At 68.5% G+C, this 21,094-nt stretch carries 21 protein-coding genes and 3 tRNA genes; 10 read left to right on the plus strand and 14 right to left on the minus strand.

Features of this window, described 5'->3' with window-relative positions:
- Window positions 1–29 precede the first annotated feature (29 nt).
- Window positions 30–437 (plus strand): holo-ACP synthase AcpS, encoded by a 408-nt coding sequence (acpS, locus tag CKW34_RS08580; protein ID WP_059383956.1) that lies wholly within the window; start codon window positions 30–32, stop codon window positions 435–437.
- 13 nt (window positions 438–450) lie between these two features.
- Here acpS and CKW34_RS08585 read toward each other — a convergent pair whose 3' ends face one another.
- The 3 genes from CKW34_RS08585 to CKW34_RS08595 form a co-directional block, all read right to left on the minus strand.
- Window positions 451–1,236: a TetR family transcriptional regulator gene (locus tag CKW34_RS08585; RefSeq protein WP_059383955.1), complete on the minus strand. Its 786-nt coding sequence runs from the start codon at window positions 1,234–1,236 to the stop codon at window positions 451–453.
- A gap of 79 nt (window positions 1,237–1,315) precedes the next feature.
- Window positions 1,316–2,101 carry an ABC transporter permease gene (locus CKW34_RS08590; RefSeq protein ID WP_059383954.1) on the minus strand — a complete coding sequence of 262 codons (786 nt, stop codon included), beginning with the start codon at window positions 2,099–2,101 and terminating at the stop codon, window positions 1,316–1,318.
- Entirely contained in the window at window positions 2,098–3,045 is a 948-nt protein-coding gene (locus tag CKW34_RS08595; RefSeq protein ID WP_059383953.1) for an ATP-binding cassette domain-containing protein, read from the minus strand. Before CKW34_RS08595 ends, CKW34_RS08590 begins: the two co-directional genes overlap by 4 nt.
- 88 nt (window positions 3,046–3,133) lie before the next feature.
- Between CKW34_RS08595 and CKW34_RS08600 the strand changes: the two genes are divergently transcribed.
- Both CKW34_RS08600 and CKW34_RS08605 read left to right on the plus strand, forming a co-directional pair.
- Window positions 3,134–3,895 carry a TetR/AcrR family transcriptional regulator gene (locus CKW34_RS08600; protein ID WP_059383952.1) on the plus strand — a complete coding sequence of 254 codons (762 nt, stop codon included), beginning with the start codon at window positions 3,134–3,136 and terminating at the stop codon, window positions 3,893–3,895.
- The gene (locus CKW34_RS08605; protein ID WP_059383951.1) at window positions 3,892–5,262 is read left to right on the plus strand and encodes a dipeptidase; all 1,371 of its coding nucleotides are present in this window, start codon (window positions 3,892–3,894) and stop codon (window positions 5,260–5,262) included. The genes CKW34_RS08600 and CKW34_RS08605 overlap by 4 nt, the downstream gene beginning before the upstream one ends.
- Window positions 5,263–5,286: 24 nt before the next feature.
- On the opposite strand, the gene bcp is transcribed toward CKW34_RS08605, so the two are convergent.
- On the minus strand, window positions 5,287–5,760 hold the full coding sequence (gene bcp, locus CKW34_RS08610) for a thioredoxin-dependent thiol peroxidase (RefSeq protein WP_059383950.1): 474 nt from the start codon (window positions 5,758–5,760) through the stop codon (window positions 5,287–5,289).
- 89 nt (window positions 5,761–5,849) lie between these two features.
- Between bcp and CKW34_RS08615 the strand changes: the two genes are divergently transcribed.
- Complete coding sequence (locus CKW34_RS08615) at window positions 5,850–6,074, plus strand: DUF3618 domain-containing protein (RefSeq protein WP_059383949.1); 225 nt, start codon at window positions 5,850–5,852, stop codon at window positions 6,072–6,074.
- Window positions 6,075–6,195: 121 nt separating this feature from the next.
- Here CKW34_RS08615 and CKW34_RS08620 read toward each other — a convergent pair.
- A tRNA-Lys gene (locus CKW34_RS08620) sits at window positions 6,196–6,268 on the minus strand.
- Window positions 6,269–6,363: 95 nt separating this feature from the next.
- Window positions 6,364–6,436: transfer RNA gene (locus CKW34_RS08625), tRNA-Lys, on the minus strand.
- A 258-nt stretch (window positions 6,437–6,694) separates the two neighbouring features.
- On the opposite strand from CKW34_RS08625, the gene CKW34_RS08630 reads away from it, so the two are divergent.
- Both CKW34_RS08630 and CKW34_RS08635 read left to right on the plus strand, forming a co-directional pair.
- Window positions 6,695–7,915, plus strand: coding sequence for a L,D-transpeptidase (locus tag CKW34_RS08630; protein WP_179161674.1), 1,221 nt, complete (start codon window positions 6,695–6,697; stop codon window positions 7,913–7,915).
- Window positions 7,916–7,932: 17 nt separating this feature from the next.
- Complete coding sequence (locus CKW34_RS08635; RefSeq protein ID WP_059383994.1) at window positions 7,933–9,078, plus strand: lipase family protein; 1,146 nt, start codon at window positions 7,933–7,935, stop codon at window positions 9,076–9,078.
- 178 nt (window positions 9,079–9,256) lie between these two features.
- Here CKW34_RS08635 and CKW34_RS08640 read toward each other — a convergent pair.
- From CKW34_RS08640 to CKW34_RS08650, 3 genes are all read right to left on the minus strand, one after another.
- A tRNA-His gene (locus CKW34_RS08640) sits at window positions 9,257–9,329 on the minus strand.
- Between the two features lie 86 nt (window positions 9,330–9,415).
- Window positions 9,416–10,015 carry an oligoribonuclease gene (gene orn, locus CKW34_RS08645; RefSeq protein WP_024100533.1) on the minus strand — a complete coding sequence of 200 codons (600 nt, stop codon included), beginning with the start codon at window positions 10,013–10,015 and terminating at the stop codon, window positions 9,416–9,418.
- Window positions 10,016–10,087: 72 nt separating this feature from the next.
- The gene (locus tag CKW34_RS08650; RefSeq protein WP_059383948.1) at window positions 10,088–11,578 is read right to left on the minus strand and encodes a flavin-containing monooxygenase; all 1,491 of its coding nucleotides are present in this window, start codon (window positions 11,576–11,578) and stop codon (window positions 10,088–10,090) included.
- Between the two features lie 273 nt (window positions 11,579–11,851).
- Between CKW34_RS08650 and CKW34_RS08655 the strand changes: the two genes are divergently transcribed.
- Entirely contained in the window at window positions 11,852–13,393 is a 1,542-nt protein-coding gene (locus tag CKW34_RS08655) for a helicase HerA-like domain-containing protein (RefSeq protein ID WP_059383947.1), read from the plus strand.
- A 27-nt stretch (window positions 13,394–13,420) separates the two neighbouring features.
- Here CKW34_RS08655 and cmrA read toward each other — a convergent pair whose 3' ends face one another.
- Window positions 13,421–14,227 carry a mycolate reductase gene (gene cmrA / locus CKW34_RS08660; RefSeq protein ID WP_059383946.1) on the minus strand — a complete coding sequence of 269 codons (807 nt, stop codon included), beginning with the start codon at window positions 14,225–14,227 and terminating at the stop codon, window positions 13,421–13,423.
- A gap of 130 nt (window positions 14,228–14,357) precedes the next feature.
- Between cmrA and CKW34_RS08665 the strand changes: the two genes are divergently transcribed.
- Window positions 14,358–15,689, plus strand: a complete 1,332-nt coding sequence (locus CKW34_RS08665; protein WP_059383945.1) for an MFS transporter — start codon at window positions 14,358–14,360, stop codon at window positions 15,687–15,689.
- A gap of 6 nt (window positions 15,690–15,695) precedes the next feature.
- Here CKW34_RS08665 and CKW34_RS08670 read toward each other — a convergent pair whose 3' ends face one another.
- Together CKW34_RS08670 and CKW34_RS08675 are read right to left on the minus strand one after the other, a co-directional pair.
- Window positions 15,696–16,586, minus strand: a complete 891-nt coding sequence (locus CKW34_RS08670) for an SGNH/GDSL hydrolase family protein (protein WP_059383944.1) — start codon at window positions 16,584–16,586, stop codon at window positions 15,696–15,698.
- A gap of 112 nt (window positions 16,587–16,698) precedes the next feature.
- Entirely contained in the window at window positions 16,699–17,520 is an 822-nt protein-coding gene (locus tag CKW34_RS08675) for an acyl-CoA thioesterase (RefSeq protein ID WP_059383943.1), read from the minus strand.
- 96 nt (window positions 17,521–17,616) lie between these two features.
- Between CKW34_RS08675 and CKW34_RS08680 the strand changes: the two genes are divergently transcribed.
- Complete coding sequence (locus CKW34_RS08680; protein WP_436839758.1) at window positions 17,617–18,192, plus strand: TetR/AcrR family transcriptional regulator; 576 nt, start codon at window positions 17,617–17,619, stop codon at window positions 18,190–18,192.
- Between the two features lie 23 nt (window positions 18,193–18,215).
- Here the strand turns inward: CKW34_RS08680 and CKW34_RS08685 are convergent, their stop codons facing one another.
- Window positions 18,216–19,049, minus strand: a complete 834-nt coding sequence (locus CKW34_RS08685) for an alpha/beta fold hydrolase (RefSeq protein ID WP_059383941.1) — start codon at window positions 19,047–19,049, stop codon at window positions 18,216–18,218.
- A gap of 78 nt (window positions 19,050–19,127) precedes the next feature.
- On the minus strand, window positions 19,128–19,781 hold the full coding sequence (locus CKW34_RS08690; RefSeq protein ID WP_059383940.1) for a TetR family transcriptional regulator: 654 nt from the start codon (window positions 19,779–19,781) through the stop codon (window positions 19,128–19,130).
- A 154-nt stretch (window positions 19,782–19,935) separates the two neighbouring features.
- Between CKW34_RS08690 and CKW34_RS08695 the strand changes: the two genes are divergently transcribed.
- Complete coding sequence (locus tag CKW34_RS08695) at window positions 19,936–21,054, plus strand: ferredoxin reductase (RefSeq protein ID WP_059383939.1); 1,119 nt, start codon at window positions 19,936–19,938, stop codon at window positions 21,052–21,054.
- The last annotated feature ends 40 nt before the right edge of the window (window positions 21,055–21,094 follow it).

Genomic DNA, 21,094 nt, shown 5'->3' on the forward strand with positions numbered 1-21,094 from the left:
TCGGCCGAGCAGGACGGACGAGTACCGGAATGGGAGTTGCGGGTGTCGGGTTCGACCTCGTGTCGGTGCCGGAGTTCGCGGAACAGCTGAGTCGTACGGGAACGACGATGCTGGCGAACTTCACGCCGGGCGAGCGTCGCGACGCGAACACCCGCAGCTCCGATCCCGCCCGTCACTTCGCCGCCCGGTGGGCGGCGAAGGAGGCGGTGATCAAGGCGTGGTCGGCGTCGCTGTTCGGGAGCCCCCCGGTCCTACCGGAGACGATCCATCAGCAGATCGAAGTGGTCTCGGACGCGTGGGGTCGCCCGAGCATCCGGCTGCACCGGCAGGTCGCCGAGAAGCTGACCGGCGTCCGGATCCATGTGTCGCTGACCCATGACGGTGACATGGCCGGCGCATTCGTCGTCCTCGACGAGGTCGACGACCGAAGTACGTAGTAGATGTGGGGACTCAGGCCGAGGGAGCGGGAGCTTCCTCGGCCTGATCCGTGTCGGCCTCCTGCAGATCGGCTCGCGCCGATTCCTCGCGGCGCTTGCGTCGCTTGGCCTGGGCACGTGAGTCCTGTTCGGCGATCTGCAGATAGGCGACCATGATGCGCTTGAGCTCCACGACGGCGTCGGCGTGGGTCTGGTCGTCCTGCACCGAGAAGTTGAGCATCGAGTACACGATGTGGACGAGCACCTCGGCCATGAGCTTGCGGCGCGGCCGCGGGGTGTCCGGGGTGAGCGGTGCCAGCATCCGCGCGACCTGCTCGGCGAACTCGCGTTCGTGGATGGCGCCGGTGGCCCGGGTGGACGGGGTGGACTGCATCGCGAGCCACACCTCGCGGCGGGACGGATCGGTGGTCCACAGTCCGGCGAGGTGGTCGACGAAGCTGTTGAGGAAGCGCAACCAGTCGACGGACGGGATCTTGCCGTTGAACTGGGCGAGTTCGCTCTGGACGCCGACGAGGTCCTGCCGGTTGAGCTCGCACACGATCACGTACTTGTTGGCGAAGAACTGGTAGAGCGTGCCGATGGGGACGTCGGCGCGGGACGCGACCTCCTCACAGGTGAACGACTCGAAGCCGACCTCGGTGAGCAGTTCACGCGAGGCGGCCAACAGGGCGTCGAACTTGCGGCGGCTCCGCTCCTGGGTGGGCCGCCGACGCGGCACGAGCTCCTGGGGCTCGGCCTGAACCTCGAGCGCCGGATCGATCCGGCGCGGGGCGCGGCGGCCGTTCGTTGCTGACTCCACGCGCCCAGGCTAGCCGGACGTCCGTGCTTTCCCGAATACTTGTTGTGAGTCAGAGTGTCACAAACCGGGCAGCCACAGGTCAGCGCGCGGTCCGCTGTCGGAACAGTGCTGTGGCGGCGACCAGGCCGATCGCGGTGAACGCCGCGCACCACCCGATCGCGACGATCGCGGACGACCCGATCCCGGTGCCGGTGAGCAGTCCCCGGACGGTCTCGATCACCGGGGTGACCGGCTGGTGTTCGGCGAAACCGCGCAGCCATCCGGGCATCGTCTCGGGCGGGACGAACGCGCTGCTCACGTAGGGGAGGAAGAGCAGGAGGAAGGTGAACCCGCTCGCGGCCTCGTCATTGCCCGCGAGCATCCCGAGCGCGGCCGAGACGGCGGAGACCGCCAGGACGAACAACGCGATGACACCCGTGGCGGCCACCCATTCGACGAGGTGGGCGTCGGGCCGGAATCCCATGAGTGCGGCCACCACGAACACCACGACGGTGCTGGCGAGATTGCGGACCAGGCTCGCGACGACGTGCGCGGTGAGCACGGCCGACCGGGCGATGGGCATGGACCTGAACCGGTCGACGATGCCGCGGTGCATGTCGGAGGCGACCGCGACGGCCGTCTGTGCCGCCCCGAAGGAGGCCGACAGCAGCACGATGCCGGGCACGACGTAGTTGAGATAGTCGGTGCCGGTGTCGATCGCGCCGCCGAAGACGTAGACGAACAACACGAGCAGCAGGACCGGCAGTGCGAGGCCCATGAGCAGTGCGTCGGGGCTGCGGAGCATCCGCCGCAGGTTCCGGCCGGTCACGGCGGCGTGGTCGCGCGCGGCGAAGCGGAGCGGGGTGGGGTGCGCGAGGAGTGTCATCGGACGACCTTCGTTTCGTCGGTGGAGCCGGTGAGGGTGAGGAAGACGTCGTCGAGGGTGGGGGAGTGCAGCCCGAACTTCTCGACGGGGACCGCCTCGGCGGCGAGGCGTTCGAGCAGGGTGGCGACGTGGGGCAGATCGCCGTCGGTGTGGACCTGCAGTGTCAGTGCTGCCCGGTCGATCTCGCCGTCGAGCACCGACGCGGCACGGGTGAGGTCGGCGTCGGTGGCGAAGCGCAGTTCGAGATAGCCGCCGCGCACCAGCGACTTGAGTTCGTCGGGTGTGCCCTCGGCGACGATCCGCCCGCCGTCGAGGACGGCGATGCGGTCGGCGAGCCGGTCGGCCTCCTCGAGGTACTGGGTGGTCAGGAAGATGGTGACGCCGTCGTCGGCGAGTTCGCGGATCGCCTCCCACATCACGAGGCGGCTGCGCGGGTCGAGCCCGGTCGTGGGTTCGTCGAGGAACAACACCTGCGGGGACGCGACGAGACTCATGGCGATGTCGAGGCGTCGCATCGTGCCGCCGGAGTACGTGCCGGCGCGACGGTCGGCGACGTGCGCGAGGTCGAAACGTTCGATCAGGTCACGGACGCGACCGGGAATCGCGGCCGACGGCAGGTGCGCGAGGCGCGCTGCGAGACGGAGGTTCTCCGTGCCGGTGAGGACGTCGTCGATCGCGGCGTACTGGCCGGTGAGTGCGATGTTCTCGCGCACGGCGTGGGCGCGGGCGGGGAGGGGCAGGCCGGCCACGGTGACGGTGCCCGCGTCGGGGCGCAACAGGGTGGTCAGGATGCGGACGGTCGTGGACTTGCCGGCGCCGTTCGCGCCGAGCAGTGCGAAGACGGATCCGGTGTCGACCCGGAGGTCGACGCCGTCGAGAACGGTGGTCGGGCCGAACGACTTGCGTAGGCCCCGGACGTCGATGGCGGGAACGGGACGAGTCATGACATCTCCCTAACTGTGTATGCCATATACCGATGTGTATAGCGTACACAGTTTTAGGATGGCGGCAAGACCCGAAATCTGGAGGAGCATGAGCAGTCCCGAGCCCGGCGATCCGCTGCCGCAGAGTGTGCAGCTGGCATGGGGATTGAGCGATACCGGCACCCGGGGTCCGCGACGGGGACTCACGCTCGAGCAGGTCCTCGATGCGGCGATCGAGGTGGCGGGCGCCGAAGGGCTCGAAGCGCTCTCGATGAGCCGGGTGGCCAAGCAACTGGGTTTCACCACCATGTCGCTGTACCGCTACGTGAGCAACAAGGACCAGCTCGTCGAACTCGCGTGGGACCGCGCCATCGGGTCGCCCCCCGAGCTACCGACCGGAGGCGACTGGCGGGAACGGCTCGAGGCATGGGCGATGGCCGAGTACCGGAGTCTGCGCGCGCACAAGTGGCTGACGCAGTACCCGATCCGCACGGCGCCGTACTATCCCAACAACCTGCTCTGGCTCGACGCGGGACTCGGCGCGCTGTCCGCCACCCCACTCGACGAGCCTGCGAAGGTGCAGGTGGTGACCATGATCTCGCTCTACGCCATCGGTCGCGCACGCTTCTCGTGGGAACTCGGAACCGATGTCGCGGACGACCCGTCCGACACCCCGGCGATGCTGCGGCGCATCCTCGATCCCGAGAAGTACCCCTCGGTGCTGGCGGCGGTCGAGGGCGGCGCGTTCGACCCCGACGGGAGCGATGCCGACGACGAGGCAGTATGGCACGAACAGGACTTCCGTTTCGGTCTCGAACGATTGCTGGACGGAATCGACGTACTCATCCGACGTGCGGAGGACGGATCATGACAGCGACAGACACCGACGCGACGCAGCGCATCCGCGAGCGGATCCGGGAGGCGATGCCGGCCGCGCGCGACGATCTCGCGCGGCTCGTCGCGTTCCGTTCCGTCGCGGATCCGCGCCAGTTCCCGGTGGAGGAATGCGTCGGTGCGGCGAACTGGGTGCGAGATGCCTTCACCGAGGCGGGAATCGAGAACGTCGAGACGATCGAGACGGTCGACGGCTCACTCGCCGTACTCGGACACACGCCCGCACCCGAGGGCGCCCCGACGGTTCTGCTCTACAGCCACTACGACGTTCAGCCGCCCGGCGACGAATCGCTCTGGCACAGCGAGCCCTTCACGCTCACCGAACGGGACGGCCGCTGGTACGGCCGCGGCGCCGCCGACTGCAAGGGCAACGTCGTCATGCACCTGCTGGCGCTGCGGGCGCTGTGTGCGGACGGCCCACTGCCCGTCGGTGTCCGCATCGTCATCGAGGGCTCGGAGGAGATGGGCGGCGCCGGACTCGACCACCTCGTCGCCGAACGACCCGAACTGTTCGACGCCGATCTCATCGTCATCGGCGACAGCGGCAACGCCGAGGTGGGCCGGCCCACCCTCACCACGACGCTGCGGGGAATCGCGAACGTCGACGTCCACATCGAGACACTGAAGGGCGAGATCCACTCCGGGATGTACGGGGGAGCGGCACCCGACGCGCTGGCCGCGCTGATCCATCTGCTCGGCACCCTGCGCGACGAGCGCGGCAACACCGTTGTCGACGGACTCGACTGCACCGCGACCTGGGACGGTGTGCCCTATCCCGAAGACCGTTTCCGCGCCGACGCGGGCGTGCTCGACGGTGTTTCGCTCCCCACCTCCGGAACCGTCGCCGACGCGGTGTGGGCGCGACCGGCACTGACCGTCCTCGGGATCGACGCCCCGCCCGTGGTCGGATCGGCCGCCGCGGTCGTGCCACGCGCGTCCGCACGCCTGAACCTGCGCGTGCCGCCCGGCATCGACGCCCGCACCGCCCAGGACGCGCTCGTCGCCCATCTCGAGGCCCACGTGCCGTGGGGAGCGCACCTGCGCATCGACCGCGACGTCCTCGGCGAACCCTTCCGGGCGGCGACGGACGGTCCGGGTTACGCCGCACTGCGCGCGGCGCTCGAGGCCGCCTACGGCCGGGAGGTCGGGACCGCCGGTCAGGGCGGATCGATCCCGCTGTGCACCGCGCTGCAACGCGCCGTGCCGCGGGCCGAGATCGCCCTGATCGGCGTCGAGGAACCGCGCTGCGTCATCCACGCGCCGAACGAGAGCGTCGACCCCACCGAGATCGAGAATCTCGCCGTGGCCGAGGCGCTGCTGCTGACCTCGCTGGCGCCGCGGTAACGCTGCCGGACGGGGCGCCGGGCGTCAGACGGACAGGTCGCGGCGCAGCTTCGCCACGTGCCCGGTCGCGCGGACGTTGTACTGCGCGACCTCGATCCTGCCGTCCTCGTCGACGAGGAAGGTCGAGCGGATGACGCCGGTGACGGTCTTGCCGTACATCTTCTTCTCACCGAAGGCGCCCCACGCCTGGAGGGTGGTCTTCTCGGGATCCGACAGCAGCGGGAAGGTCAGCTGTTCGGCGTCGCGGAACTTCGCGAGCTTGGCCGGCTTGTCGGGCGAGATGCCGATCACCTCGAGGCCTGCCTCGTTCAGCTCGGCGAGACTGTCGCGGAAGTCGCACGCCTGCTTCGTGCATCCCGGGGTGCTCGCGGCGGGGTAGAAGTACACGATGACCTTGCGTCCGCGATAGTCCGACAGCGACACCTCGTTGCCGTCGGCATCGGGAAGGGTGAAATCGGGTGCGGGATCACCGGGGGCGAGTCTGCTGTTCTCGGTCATGGAGGCGACAGTAGTGGACCGTGCAGCCATTCCCGGCGCGCGTCCATTACCGTGGTCGCAGCACACTGCAGCGACCTTCTGGAGGACACGTGGCTAGGGACACCGAGGACATCGAGCGGGAGATCGAGAAGGCCCGCAATCAGCTCGCGAGCACACTCGACGAACTGAGCGTCCGCGCCAACCCGAAGAATCTGGTGGCGAGCACGAAGCAGACCATCCTCGCGAAGGTGAACCAGCCGCAGGTGAAGAAGTACGCGGCGATCGCGGCCGGCACGGTCGTCGGATTGCTGGTACTGCGCAGGATCATGCGCTGATCCCCGGCTGCACACAGGGCACCCACGCCGACCCGGCGTGGGTGTTCCTCGTTCCGGGGGGGTGGAACCGCCGCGAACGACGAAGGCCGGACACCGTTTCCGGTGTCCGGCCTTCGTGTTGTGCGCCATCAGGGACTCGAACCCCGAACCCGCTGATTAAGAGTCAGCTGCTCTGCCAATTGAGCTAATGGCGCGTGGCGATGGGTCTCCCGGTCGTCGCCGGGCGACGCGGAGGACGGTGTCACCGCCAGAACGAAGGCCGGACACTGGGTGTCCGGCCTTCGTGTTGTGCGCCATCAGGGACTCGAACCCCGAACCCGCTGATTAAGAGTCAGCTGCTCTGCCAATTGAGCTAATGGCGCTTGACGATCTGTTCCCGGGATGCCGTCCCAGCAACGAGAAGAACATTACACACCGTCGCGCGACGCGCCAAATCGGCTGGTCAGAATGTTTTCTGTAAGGTTGTGGATGTAACGGATCGGACGGTCGGAGCGATTGTCATTCGAACGTTACCGACGTACGGGGGAGTCGCGTCGGGTCGGCCGCAAGAGAGGCTGGCATCATCGTGTTCGGTGTTATGACGTGCGTTTTCGGTGCCTTGGGGGAGGCGGGATCGGAGTATGGAAGTGACGGAGTCGAGTGCGGGGAACCCCCGGGGTCGTCGGGTACGGGGAATCCTCGGAGTGATCGTCGTCGGCGTTGTTGCGTTCGTCACGGGATGCGCCGGCGGTTCGGGAACGGGCGCCGAAGAAGTGCCCATCGATTCCAATCCCGTGGCGGCGCTGATCAAGCCGACGGTGTCGTCGAGTGTCACCGACGGATCGGTCGGCTTCTCGCCGATCGACCCGGTGACGGTCTCGGTGGTCAACGGCAAGCTCGACTCGGTGACCCTACTCAACCCTGCAGGGGAGCCGGTGCAGGGCGAACTCGCCGACGACGGACTCACCTGGGTGAACACCGAACCGCTCGGCTACAACCGCTCCTACACGCTCGAGACCGTCGCGTACGGGCTCGGCGGCGCGACCACGTCGACGGCGGCCTTCACCACCTCGTCGCCGGCCAATCTCACCCAGCCCTACGTGTTGCCCGGTGAGGGTTCGATCGTGGGTATCGGCCAGCCGATCGCCGTGCAGTTCGACGAGAACATCCCGGATCGGCTCGCGGCCGAGGCGGCCATCACCGTCACCACGAACCCGCCCGTCGAGGGCGCCTTCTACTGGGTCAACAACCGCGAGGTGCGGTGGCGGCCGGAGAACTACTGGGTGCCCGGCACCGCCATCACGGTCGACGTGAACGTCTACGGCAAGGATCTCGGCGACGGTCTCTTCGGCCAGTCCGACGTCCACTCCTCCTTCACCATCGGCGATGCGGTGGTCATCACTGCGGACGATGCGACCAAGCAGGTCACCGTCAACCGCAACGGCGTCGACGTCATCACGATGCCGACCTCCTTCGGCAAGGATTCCTCGCCCACCCCGAACGGCGTCTACATCATCGGCGACCGGTTCGCGGACATGATCATGGACTCGTCCACCTACGGGGTCCCCGCCGACTCGGCGCAGGGCTACCGTACGCCGGTCGAGTGGGCCACGCGGATGTCCTACAGCGGCATCTTCTTCCACTCCGCGCCGTGGTCGCTCGGCGACCAGGGCGTGCGCAACGTCAGCCACGGTTGCCTGAACCTCAGCCCCGCCAACGCCAAGTGGATCTTCGACAACACCAAGCGCGGCGACATCGTCGTGGTCCGCAACACCGTGGGCGGCACCCTCTCCGGAACGGACGGACTCGGTGACTGGAACATCCCGTGGTCGACATGGAAGGCCGGCAACGCTGCGGCATGACGGGTGAAGGGGGATCGATGGCCGTTCGGGGGAGATGGTTGCGTGCTGCCTGCTGCGGTGCCGTGCTGCTCGCGGCGCTGACACCGGCAGGGGCTGCGGCCTCGCCGGTCGCATCGTCGACCCCACCGGCACCGGGTTCGGTGATCTCGCAACAGCCGCTGCCCGACGAACTGTCGCTGCCCGGTGCCGCCACCGCCACCAAGCTCGAGTACGCCACCGAGTGGCGGTCGGGGGAGCCGACCGTCGCCACGGGCGCGTTGTTCCTGCCCGAGGGTGATGCCCCCGAGGGTGGCTGGCCCGTCATCGCGTGGGCGCACGGCACGACCGGCGTGGGCGACGACTGCGCGCTCACGACCCGCACGCCGCGTTCCGATCTCGAGCGGACCTATCTGCAGCACTGGCTCGATTCCGGGTACGCGGTCGTCTCCGCCGACTTCCCGGGTCTGGGCTCCGAGGGTCTCCACCGCTATCTCGACGGCCCCAGCGCCGCGAACAGCATCGTCGACATCGTCCGGGCCGCCCGCGACGGTGGGGCGCCGCTGTCGGAGCGCTGGATCGTGATGGGGCAGTCGCAGGGAGGACACGCGGCGCTGCACACCGCCGCGATCGCGACCTCCCGCGCTCCCGAACTCGACTTCCGCGGAACGGTCGCGACGGGTGCCCCGGCGAACCTCGAACGGGCCTTCACGATCGGCGTCCCGGGCTTCCCCGATCCGGGACTGTGGGGCCTCGTCAGCTTCAGCGGGTACATCTTCGCAGGGTTGCGCGACGCCTACCCCGAGGTCGACGTCGAGGGCTACCTGACCCCGACCGGCCGTGAGGTCGTCGATCGGGCCGAGGAGCTCTGCTACGACGATCTCGAGGAATCGGTGCGCGACATCCCCGTCGGGGAGCTGCTCGCGCGCCCGCTGGCCGAGGGGCCGATGCCGGCGCTGCTGGCCGACTATCTCGCCGCCCCGGCGGACGGCTACGACCGGCCGGTCTTCCTCGCGCACGGCATCCACGACGTGATGGTTCCGCTGCCGTTGTCCGCAGCGCTCGCCGCCGACATGAAGGCCGCAGGGGCAGACGTCGACTACCGCGTCTACGTGGCCGGGCACTACACAACGGTCGAGCGCTCCCGGGCCGACGTCGACGCCTTCGTGACGCGCTCGTTCGAATAGACCGGCCTTCGCGCCCCGAACCGGGCCTTGCGCGCGCTGCAGCGGCGGCGAACCCCGGTTCAGCGCGCGAGGAGCCTTGCGCGTGAGGAGCCCTGCGTGTGAGGAACCGCTGTGCGTGAGAATTCTTCCGGGAACGAGAAAACCCCCGATCGGAAATCCGATCGGGGGCTCTCTTCGGGGTGAGTGACGGGACTCGAACCCGCGACAGCCAGGATCACAACCTGGTGCTCTACCAACTGAACTACACTCACCATCGCATTCGCCGGCAACCTCTCGGTCGCTTGCGCCTGCGGTACAGATACTAGCCTGACGAAGACGAAAAAGACGAATCGGCTGGTCAGGCCGGTCCCAGGTCCTTCACGACGGCTGCAAGATCGGCCGGAGTGGGGCCGGGAGGTGCCACGAAGGCCGTGCGCCGGTAGTAACGCAGTTCGCGGATCGACTCCTTGATGTCCGCGAGTGCCCGGTGCGACAGGCCCTTCTCCGGCTGACCGAAGTAGATGCGCGGATACCAGCGCCGGCACAGCTCCTTGATCGAGCTGACGTCCACCATGCGGTAGTGCAGGTAGTTGTCGAGCTCGGGCATGTCGCGGGTGATGAACGCGCGGTCGGTCGCGATGGAGTTGCCGGCCAGCGGCGCCGTGCCCGCCTCGGTGACGTGCTCGCGGATGTACGCGAGGACCTGTTTCTCCGCTTCGGCGAGGCTGACCGTCGAGCGGCGCACCTCTTCGGTGAGGCCGGACCGCTCGTGCATCTGCTGCACGACCTCCGGCATGTCGGCGAGGGCGTCGTCATCGGCGTGGATCACGATGTCCACGCCCTCGCCGAGCACGTTGAGATCACTGTCGGTGACCAGAGCCGCGATCTCGATCAGTTTGTCGCTGCCGAGACGCAGCCCCGTCATCTCACAGTCGATCCATACCAGTTTGTCCTGCACGACAGACAGACTATCCATCGACGCCGCACCCACGAGGCGCGGCGTCGACGGTCCGGGACGAAATGTGCACCGTCATGCCTTCACGGCGACGGTGCGCGGCGCGGCCGGGCGGGTGGGACGACGTGCCGCCGGGGTGTGCTGCCGGTCGAGGGTCCGGCCCTCTGTGCTCACTTCGGTGGCGGTGGACCCGCGCTCCGCGGCCGCGTCCGGAGCGGTGAAGTCGTGCCGCAGGAAGGACTCGGGGGAGTCGTCGAGGATCTCCATCCACGGTGCCGGCAGCGGCGGAGCGACGGTTCCGGTGAGCGTCGAGGGGTAACTGTTGTTGCGGTAGCCCATGATGTCGCGCTTCTTGTCCTGTTTCCACTGCTTGAACACCTCCCCCTGGCGTTCGACGTGGAACTCGGGGTAATCGGTGCGGTCGACGAGATCGCGGATGTACGCGGCCTGGAAGTCGATTTCCTCCACCGGCGACGACAGCTTCTCCTCACGTGCCCGCCAGTGGTCGATGTCCTGCTCGCGGGTGTCGCAGTCGGGCAGGTCGACACGGCCGAGCATGAAGTCGCGTGCGTACCAGGCCTGGGCGTCGAACATGTTGAACGTGAAGTACTGGTCCTGCGCACCGAGGTACATCAGCTTCGGGTTGCGCTGGAAGAAGATGCCCTTGTAGATGTCGCGCGGGTAGAGCCGGTTGTTGGTGCGCAGTGCGAGTTCGTCGGGCAGGAACGGGTAGTGGTGCTTGTACCCCGTGCACAGCACGATGGCGTCGACCTCGCGGGTGCTGCCGTCACGGAAGTGGGCGACCTTGCCGTCGACATGGGTGAGCAACGGCACCTCGGAGAACTGCTCGGGCCAGTCGTGACCCATCGGTGCGCTGCGGTAGCTGAAGGTGACCTGTTCGGCGCCGTACTTGATGCACTGCGTTCCGATGTCCTCGGCCGAGTAGCTGCTGCCGACGAGCAGCAGTCGCTTGCCGGTGAACTCGCGGGCGTCACGGAAGTCGTGGGCGTGCAACACACGTCCGGGGAACCGGTCGAGACCGTCGAAGTGGGGGACCTGCGGGGTGGAGAAGTGTCCGGTGGCGACGACGACGTGGTCGAACTCGTCGGACTCCAGCGCGCCCCGGTCGTGGTTCATCACCGTCACGGTGAACTTCTGCGTCTCGTCGGACCACTCGACCCACCGCACTGCAGTGTTGAACCGGATGTACTTGCGCACGTCGCTCTTCTCGACGCGACCCATGATGTAGTCGAGCAGGACGGCGCGCGGCGGGTACGACGGGATGGGGCGTCCGAAGTGCTCCTCGAAGGAGTAGTCGGCGAATTCGAGGCATTCCTTCGGGCCGTTGGACCACAGGTAGCGGTACATGCTCCCGTGGACGGGCTCACCGTGCTCGTCGAGTCCCGTGCGCCAGGTGTAGTTCCACATTCCTCCCCAATCGGGCTGCTTCTCGTAGCAGACGATGTCGGGGATCTGCTCCAGACCGGCCTTTCGGGCTGCTTCGAAAGCACGCAGCTGTGCGAGTCCACTGGGACCTGCTCCGAGAATGGCGATCTTGGGCGTCAATGTGTTTCTCCTGTGTTCGTGGAATATGTCGCGTAGTTCGTTGCTAGCACACGTCGTTGTTTTTGCGAACGATCCTCACGTCGTCGACGGCACAGATTCTCGTAGGGAACGTGCAGGTCAATGCGGTGTACCAGCCGGGAAACCTTGCCGCTGCTGTTGTGAGCGGAATCACTGTAATGCGACAATTCTGGCATCCGATAAGAATGGTTCTTCCGTGGGTTCGACGGCCCGGTACCGTCGCGGTGGGCGAGGTCGAGGCCGGAGGGGGCGAGCATGACCGACAAGCCGGAGATCACCGCCGCGACCATCGCGGCCGGGTACGAAGTGATCGGCGAGGCGCTGGAACTGGGCGCCGTCGTGCTCGACGGCGTCGCCGATCCCGACGCGCCGGTGCGCATCCCGCTCGCCACTCTGAATCGTCACGCGCTGGTCGCCGGTGCGACCGGCACGGGCAAGACCAAGACGCTGCAGGTCATGGCGGAACAACTGTCGGCGGCGGGGGTGCCGGTGGTGATGGCCGACGTGAAGTCCGACCTGTCGGGCCTGTCGGCCGCCGGCGAGCCCGACGATGCGGTGCTCAACCGCGCGGCCGACACCGGCGACGAGGACTGGACGCCCACGGGGCATCCCGTGGCCTTCTACTCGCTCGGTACCGACGGGGTCGGTATCCCCGTCCGCGCCACCGTCACCTCGTTCGGGCCGATCCTGCTCTCGAAGGTGCTGGGGCTCAACGCCACTCAGGAGTCCACTCTCGCGTTGATCTTCCACTGGGCCGACCGCCACGGCCTGCCGCTGCTCGATCTCGCCGACCTGCGGCAGGTGATCCGGCACCTGACGAGCGACGAAGGGCGCGACGCACTCGCCGATCTCGGCGCCGTGTCGCCCGCGACCGCCGGCGTCATCCTCCGCGCGGTCGTCAACCTCGAGAACGCGGGTGGGGACGGATTCTTCGGCGAACCCGAACTGGAGGTCGAGGACCTACTGCGGGTGATCGACGGTCAGGGCACGATCAACCTGTTCGAGTTCGGCGACGAGGCCACCCGACCAGCGCTGTTCTCGACATTCCTGATGTGGTTGCTCGCCGACCTGTTCCAGTCGCTACCGGAGGTCGGCGACGTCGACACACCGCGGCTCGTGTTCTTCTTCGACGAGGCGCACCTGCTCTTCACCGATGCGTCGAAGGCGTTCCTGCAACAGATCGAACAGACCGTGAAGCTCATCCGGTCCACGGGCGTCGGTGTGGTCTTCTGTACGCAGTCGCCCACCGACATCCCCCGGAGCGTGCTCTCACAACTGGGAGCGCGGATCCAGCACGCATTGCGCGCCTTCACCCCCGAGGACGAGGCGGCGCTCGCGAAGGTCGTGCGTACCTTCCCGAAGACCGACGCCTACGACCTCGCCGACGCTCTGACCGGTTTGGGGACCGGGGAAGCGATCGTGACGGTCCTGTCCGAGCTGGGCGCCCCCACACCGGTCGCCTGGACGCGTCTGCGACCGCCGCGCTCGCTGATGGGCACAGTGGGGGAGAGCGCGATGCGTGCGTCGGCGCAAGCGAACCCGCTCTACGGGAAGTACGGCCGCACCATCGACCGGGAATCGGCCTACGAGAAGCTCACCGCGTCGGTGGTCGGGGCCACCGACGTCGAACCGATCCCGGACATGCCGTCGCAGGCGCCGGACGATGCCGGGGCGTCGGTCGTGGAGCAGGTGCTCGGCAGCGAAGCCGTGCGCAGCTTCATCCGCTCGGCGGCGTCCGCGGCCGGCCGGGAGATCGGCCGGAGCCTCTTCGGCACAGGACGCCGCCGAAGGCGGTGAAGGAACGATTCGTTGGGCGGTCGCCCGTCAGCTGCCGCCGAGCTTCTTGTAGAACGCGCCGGCGATCGGGGCCGAGATGGACCGCGGCGAGAACTGACCGGCAGCCGACATGGCCTTGCTGATCACACCGGGCACGATGCGCATCCGGTTCGCAGCGAGCGCGTCGAGCGACACCTTCGCGGTGTGTTCGCTCGAGATCCACAGGAAGTCCGGGACCAGCTTGTCGACGATCGACGCCTCGGCCGGGTCGGGTTCCTCGGTGCGCACCGGGCCGGGGGCGAGCAGCGTGATGTGCACGCCGGTGCCCTTGAGCTCACCGCGCAGGGACTCGGAGAAGGTGTTGACGAACGCCTTCGTCGCGGCGTAGGTGGCGTTGTTCGGGATCGGCATGTTGCCTGCGGCCGAACCCACCATGAGGATCGCGCCGGAGTTCCGCTCGACCATCTGCGGCAGCACCGCGAGGGTGAGGTCGTGGACGGCGACGGCGTTGAGCTCGACCTGTGCCCGCTCGTAGGCCGCGTCGAGCTCGGCGACCGCGCCGAAGGTGGCGATACCGGCGTTGTTGCACAGGATGCTGATGCGCCGACGTCCGAGTTCGTCGACGAGCGGCGTCCGTGCGTCGCGGTCGGACAGATCGCAGGCGCGCACCTCGACGGTCACGCCGTGCTTCGCGCGCAGGGTCTCGGCGAGGGCCTCCATCACCTCTCCGCGACGGGCGACCAGGATCAGCGAGTGGCCGCGGGCGGCGAGTTCGGTTGCGAGGGCCTCGCCGATGCCGGAGGACGCTCCGGTGACGACGGCACGGGCATCGGGATGGGGATTCGGCAGAGTCACAGTGGGTCAGCGTAGCGGCAGGCTCGGGAGCGGCGACCGGGCCCGCCCCGGCCATGGGGCCGAGTCGTTCGGTGCCGCGCGACGGAGTCGTTCCATGCCACCGCAGCTCCGGAAGCCTAGGCTCCGGGGCATGAATGCGTTCACGGACACGGCGAGCGGGGCCGGGGAGGCCACGACACGTCGTCAGGTCGTCTCGTGGGGTCTGTGGGACTGGGGTTCCGCGGCGTTCAACGCCGTGATCCTGACGTTCGTGTTCTCCGTCTATCTCACCGACGCGGTCGGCGACGACCTGCCGGGTGGGATCTCGGCGAGCACCTGGCTCGGATGGTCGCTCGGCATCGCCGGGTTCGTCATTGCCGTGACCGCGCCGGTGTCGGGCCAGCGGTACGACGCAGTCGGGCGACGGAAATGGTCGCTGGGCATCCTCACCACGGTCACCGTCGCGGCGATGGCGGCGATGTACTTCGTGCGCGACGACTACCACTATCTGTGGCTCGGGCTGGTCCTGCTCGGCGTGGCATCCGTGATGTCCGAGCTCGCGCAGGTCCCGTACAACTCGATGCTGCGCCAGGTGTCGACGCCGGACGACATCGGACGGGTGTCGGGCTTCGGTTGGGCGATGGGCTATTTCGGTGGCATCGTGCTCCTGCTGCTGTGCTACACCGGGTTCATCGCCGGCGACGGCGACACCCGCGGATTCCTCGGTGTGCCCACCGAGGACGGCACCAACATCCGGCTCGTCGCGCTGTTCGCGGCCGTGTGGTTCGCCGTGTTCGCCGTGCCCGTGCTGCTCGCCGTCCCGGAGAAGCCGGTCGCGCGTGGCGACGTCGCCCGCCGCGCCGGTTTCGTCGAGTCCTACCGCGTGCTGTGGCGCGACCTGACGGAGTTGTGGCGGGCGGACCGTCGCACCATCTGGTACCTCGGGGCGTCGGCGTTGTTCCGGGACGGTCTCGCCGGCGTCTTCACCTTCGGGGCGGTCCTCGCCGTCACGGTCTACGGGATCGGAGCGGGCGACGTGCTGATCTTCGGTGTCGCCGCGAACGTCGTCTCCGCGGTGGGCGCACTGGTGGCCGGACGCGTCGACGACCGGGTCGGGCCCAAGGCGGTCATCGTGGGCTCGCTGGTCGCGATGATCGCGACCGGCATCGTCCTGCTCGTGGTGTCGGGTCCGACGATGTTCTGGATCTTCGGCCTGGTGCTGTGTCTGTTCGTCGGTCCCGCCCAGTCGTCGGCGCGGACCTTCCTGGCGCGCCTGACCCCGCCGGGACGGGAGGGGCAGATGTTCGGTCTCTACGCGACGACGGGACGTGCGGTCTCGTTCCTGGCACCGACGCTGTTCGGGTTCTTCGCGTGGTGGTTCGGCACCGACCGAGCGGGGATCGTGGGGTTGCTGATCGTGCTCGGCGCGGGCCTGGTGTCGTTGCTCGCCGTGCGGGCTCCCGAGACGTCGGCGCAGGCGTGAACCGGCTCAGTCGGTGATCGTGGCGAGCACCTGATCGGCGGCGTTGCGGTGCCCGGCCGCGTTCGGATGCAGCGGGATCGATCCGGCGGCCGGCTGCAGGCCGGCCATCCACCGGGTCTCCGGATCTGCGCACGCGTCGTGGTCGCGGCTCGAATCGCGCAGATCGACGTAGTCCACGTCCGCGGCCTCGGCCTGCTCGCGCATGACGGTGTTCAACCGGTCGATCTTCTCCTGCAGGTAGGTCGCATCGTCGGGCCAGATCCGCTGCTCGGGGAAGCACCCGCCGTCGCGGATCCCGGTGGGATAGCCGACGAGCACGATGCGTGCCTCCGGGGAACGCCGGCGGATCTCGTCGATCACCGTGGTGTAGACGGGCGCGAAGGCTTCGATGGCGGCGTCGACACGGTCGGTGCCGTCCGGGGTGTTCGTGATCGCGCACGACGCACCATCGGGTGGCGCCGAGAGATTGACGCATCCCAGCGCCAGCTGGACGAGACCGATGTCGTTGCCGCCGATACCCACGGTGACGAGTTCGGTGTCGGGGCGCAGCGCGTCGTACTGCGGTGGCACCGTCGCGCCGCGGAAGGTGGTCTGCGGCATCGCGAAGTCGAGGGAGGTGGCGGCGCCGCACGAGGCGTCGACGAAGTCCTCGATGCCGAGATCGGTCGCAACGAGGGTGGGGTAGTTGCTCGCCGACCGCCCGCACGGATCGCCTTCGGTCTGCGGGGGGATTCCGGGTCCGGAGGTGAACGAATCTCCCAGGGCGACGTACGACGCGTAGTCTGCGGCCGCTTCCGGCTCCTGTGTGTCGGCGCAGGCGACCGTGCCCACGGTCGCGAACGCGATTGCGGCGCAGGCGATGACACCCGACCGTCGGAGGAGTCTCGGCATCGTCACAGTGGACCTCGCAATTCGGGGAGAAGATGTTTCCGAGGCTACAGGTGTGCCGGTGACGCGGGCGGGCGCCGAACACGGACCGCTCGGGTCGGCCGGGCACCGACCGCTGCGATCATGCCTTGAAATAGACGATCTGGTGCGAGGTCGCGAGCAGGATGCCGTCGCGTCCCCACAGATGTGCGCTCTGGTCGAAGAAGCCCTGTTCGAAACGATTCGCACGTGCGGTCGCGAGCACGGGACTGTCGGATTGCGCGGCAACGGTCTCCGGGTCCGCGTGGAAGTAGACGGTCATCGAGACCGTGCCGGCAGGCAGCACTCGACCCAGCCGTAGGAAGGCGCGGGGATAGAAGATGTCGCACATCGCGGTGAGCGAGGCGAAGTCGAGCGGACGCGACGGGACGTCGCGGACCCACAGTGTCGACGTGGAGTCGGCGACCTCCGCGCTGCCCTCCTCGGGAACGGCTCCCGCGGCGTACCTCATCTCGTAGTTGCGTGCCCACGCGATGTAGTCGGGCAGAGGTGTCGGCTCGAGCGAGTCGGGTGCCGGGGCGGTCGGTGCCTGCAGTTCGGTCGACGACCAGGTGGGGCGACGAAGACCGAAGACGGCTGTCGCCGTGGTGGTGACCTCACCGCCCTGCGACAGCTCGATCGACCAGTGCTGGGTGGTCCGATTCGTGCGCACCGGGCGCACCGCGATGTCGAACGGGCCGTCGGCGATGGGGCCGGCGTAGTTGACGGTCAGGGACAGCGGCATGCCGAGGACATCCGGGTGTCGTTCGACCGCGCGGAGGAGGGTCGCGGCGGTGATACCGCCGAACGGGCCGACCATGTTCGCGTAGGCGGGGTGCGTGTGCCCTTCGGTGTGATCGTCCCGGACCTCGAACAGGTCGACGGCAGCGTCGAAGACGTGAGTGGTCACCGAGACGTCGGTCATGGCAGGGTCTCCTCGGAAAATGGTGTCGCGCAAGATCGGATCCGTACGACAACATACATAGAATATGGGGGACAACCACCACTGCCGGAGGAACGGGTGAGCGCTGCAGAACGACGGGACGGACCGCGCGCGGCGATGATCGCCAGCGCGATCGCGCTGATGAGCGAACGAGGGGTCGCGGCCACGTCGTTCCGGGACGTCCTCGAACACAGCGGTGCGCCGCGCGGTTCCATCTACCACCACTTTCCCGGCGGCAAGGCGCAACTCGTCGAAGAGGCCACGGACCAGGCCGCGAGCCGGATCGAGCGGTCGCTGACGGCGAAGGTCGACGGTCTCGGTGTGGTGGACACGGTGCGCGCCGTCGTCGACCTGTGGCGTGAGGGTCTCGTGGCCACCGACTATGTCGCGGGATGCCCGGTGGTGGCCGCCGGTCTCGGGACCGAACCGCGGGCGCGCGCACGGGCCGGGGAGGCCTTCGACACCTTCGTCGACGTCGTCGCGCGGTCCCTGGTGGCCGACGGCGTCGGCGCGGAGCGTGCGCGGTCGTTGGCGAACCTGGTCATCGCCGCACTGGAGGGCGCACTGGTCGTGGCCCAGGCGCAGCGCAGCCCGGCTCCGCTCGATGCGGTCGTCGCCGAACTCGAAGTGCTGCTCGCCCCGGTCGTGGGCTGACGGAAGCCGCGGTGGGCGGGCTCTCAGCCGTTCCGCCGCCGCGTGACGGCGTTCGCGATCTCGTCCGGCGCCTCCTCCGGGATCCAGTGCGAGACGTCGGGCAGGACCACGAAGTCGTACTCGGCGTCGACGAATTCGCCACACCGTTCGGCGCCGGCGCGGCCGATCGCCATGTCGGCGGTGCTCCAGATGTAGGTCGTCGGGACGCGGACCGGGGGAGTCGAATCGAGATCCCGTGTCATGGCGCGATACCAGTTCAGGGCAGCGGTCAGAGCGCCCGGCGCGGACATGGCGGCGACGTAGTGGTCGACCGAGTCGTGGTCGACGGCAGAGGTGAACATCGCCCGCAGGCGCCGCGCGTCGTCGGCGAGGAGGAGCTCCTCCGCCTTGCCCTCCTGGCGGAACAGGCCGATGTAGGAGGAGCGCTCGCGCTGGTCGGCGTCCTCCCGCAACGCCCAGCCGTAGGCAGCAAGGTGGGGGACCGAGACCGCGGTCAACGCCGAGACGCGGTCGGGATTGTGCGCGGCGAAGTACCACGCCACAGCGGCGCCCCAGTCGTGCCCGACGAGGTGGACGCGATCGAGCCCGAACTCGTCGAGCAGGCCGAGGACATCACCGGCGAGCGCCGGCACCCCGTAGTGCTCGACACCGGTCGGCCGGGCACCGGGGGAGTATCCGCGCTGGTCGGGGGCGATCACGCGGAAACCGCGCTCGACGAGCAGTCGCGCCACCGGCGTCCAGCTGCGTGATGTCTCGGGGAAGCCGTGCAGGAGCACGACGGGCGTGCCGTCCCTCGGACCCGCCACGCGCACGTCGAAGGTCAGGTCGTCGTAGGTGGCGGGTTCGGTCGATGCCATGGGAACCACGTTACGGAAGGGGAGTGTCTGCGACAGGATTTCCCGTCCACCTCGGCGAACCGGCGTCGCGCCGGCCTGTCACCGGTCGCCGGACGTCCGTCGCGGCCGCCATGCCGCCGCACCCAGCAGGATCAGACGCATCTGTTTCTCCGCGCGGGTGACGACCTCCGCCTCCTGCGCGCTGCCGGGACGTTCGACGGCGAGCAGGTCGAGGACGAAATCGAGCATCGCGGTCACCAGCAGGTCGGCGGCCATCTCGAGATCGTCGAAATCCCAGTCCTCGAGGCCCGGGGAGCGACCCAGGTCGGCGGCGAGCTCGCTGGTCAGCAGGCGCAGCTCGACGGAGATCGCGGCGGCCACCTCGGGAACGCCGCCGTGGCGTTCGCGTGCCAGGAACCGGAAGGCAGCCTTGTGAGCCCGTACCTGCTGGACCAGCACGTCGAGCGATTGCCGCGCCCCTGCCGGGCCGGGTGTTCGACGCGCGTCGCGCAGCAGGCGCCGCAGCACCCGCATCGTGTCGGCGGCGAGAGTGACACCGAGCTCGTCCATGGACGAGAAGTGCCGGTAGAACGCGGTGGGCACGATGCCCGCGCTGCGGGCCACCTCCCGCAGGCTCACCCCGCCGAGTCCCCGGTCGGCGGACAGTTCGAGGGCGGCGTCGAGAAGCGCCTGACGTGTGCGTTCCTTGCGTTCGGCGCGGGTGGTCGGCGGGGGTACGGAAGCGGTGGACACCCCCCGAGTCTAGGCACGACGTTCCGGGCGGTGTCCGGTCATCTGTGTCTGCGGTCACATCGGGGTTGACAGACAGGTGTGTCCGACTGTCACACTGATTTCAGTGCACATTCGTTCACTGAGCACGCAGAGGTCTACCGAAAGGCGGACAGACATGATCGTGCGCGACCGTCCGACACCCGTCCCGCGCTCGGGTTCGTTGCGGAAACTCCTGGTAGGAGCACTCGGGATGCTGTCCTATCCGCATCACCCGGACCGCTACCTGGAACTCGCCGACCCACTTCTCGTCACGTCGGCGAACTACGCCCGGATTACAGATGTGGACCGAAGTGCCACCGACTCGCTCACGGTCACGGTGCGGCCCGCGCAGCCGTGCCGACCCCTTCCCGGACAGTACGTGACCGTGTCGGTCCGCGTCGACGGCGTGCGGCACACGCGCTGCTACTCGCCGACGCTCGTCGACGCGGGGTCGAAGCGCAGGCCCGACCTGCGGTTCACCATCGGCAGGCATTCCGAGGGCACCGTCTCGCGCCACCTCCACGACCGTGCGCAGCTCGGAGATGTCGTCGAACTCGGTTCTCCCGCAGGCGAGTTCGTGCTGCCGAGCCCACGCCCTCGACGCCTGCTGTTCGTCGCCGCGGGCTCCGGGCTGACGCCCGTGCTGTCGATGCTGTCCGGTCTCGTCGCCGAGGGGTACGACGGGTCCGCGGTCCTGCTCTACTACACCCGCACCCCGGGTCACGTTCCGCGCCGCGCCGAACTCGAGGCGCTCGCCGACCGCCCCAACATCGAGATCGTCCACGCCCACACCCGCTCCGACGACGGGTTGCTGCAGGGGCGGTTCGACCGCAGCCACCTCGCGGCCGTCGCGCCCTGGTACGCCGACACGCCCACCTTCGTGTGCGGTCCGGCCGAGATGGTCGCGAGCATCCGCGAGGTCTACGCCGAACGGGGCGCCGAGACGATGGTGAACACCGAGGAATTCGTCCTCGCACCACCGGTCGTGTCGACGGACGATGCCGGCGGCGAGATCTCCTTCGCCGAATCCGGCGTCGTTGCCGAGAACACCGGGTCGACGCTGCTCGAACAGGCCGAAGCGGCCGGTCTCACGCCCGAACACGGATGCCGCATGGGCATCTGCCACAGCTGCACCGCCGTCCGGCTGTCGGGGTGCACGCGCGACGTGCGTACCGGCGACGTCGATTCGGAGCCGGGCCGCCGCATCCAGATCTGTGTCAACGCCCCGGTCGGCGACGTCGCCGTCGAACTCTGAACCGGCCGTCCGGCGACACCACCGAAACCATTGGAGGACA

The sequence above is a fragment of the Rhodococcus rhodochrous genome, from assembly GCF_900187265.1.
GTDB lineage: Bacteria > Actinomycetota > Actinomycetes > Mycobacteriales > Mycobacteriaceae > Rhodococcus > Rhodococcus rhodochrous.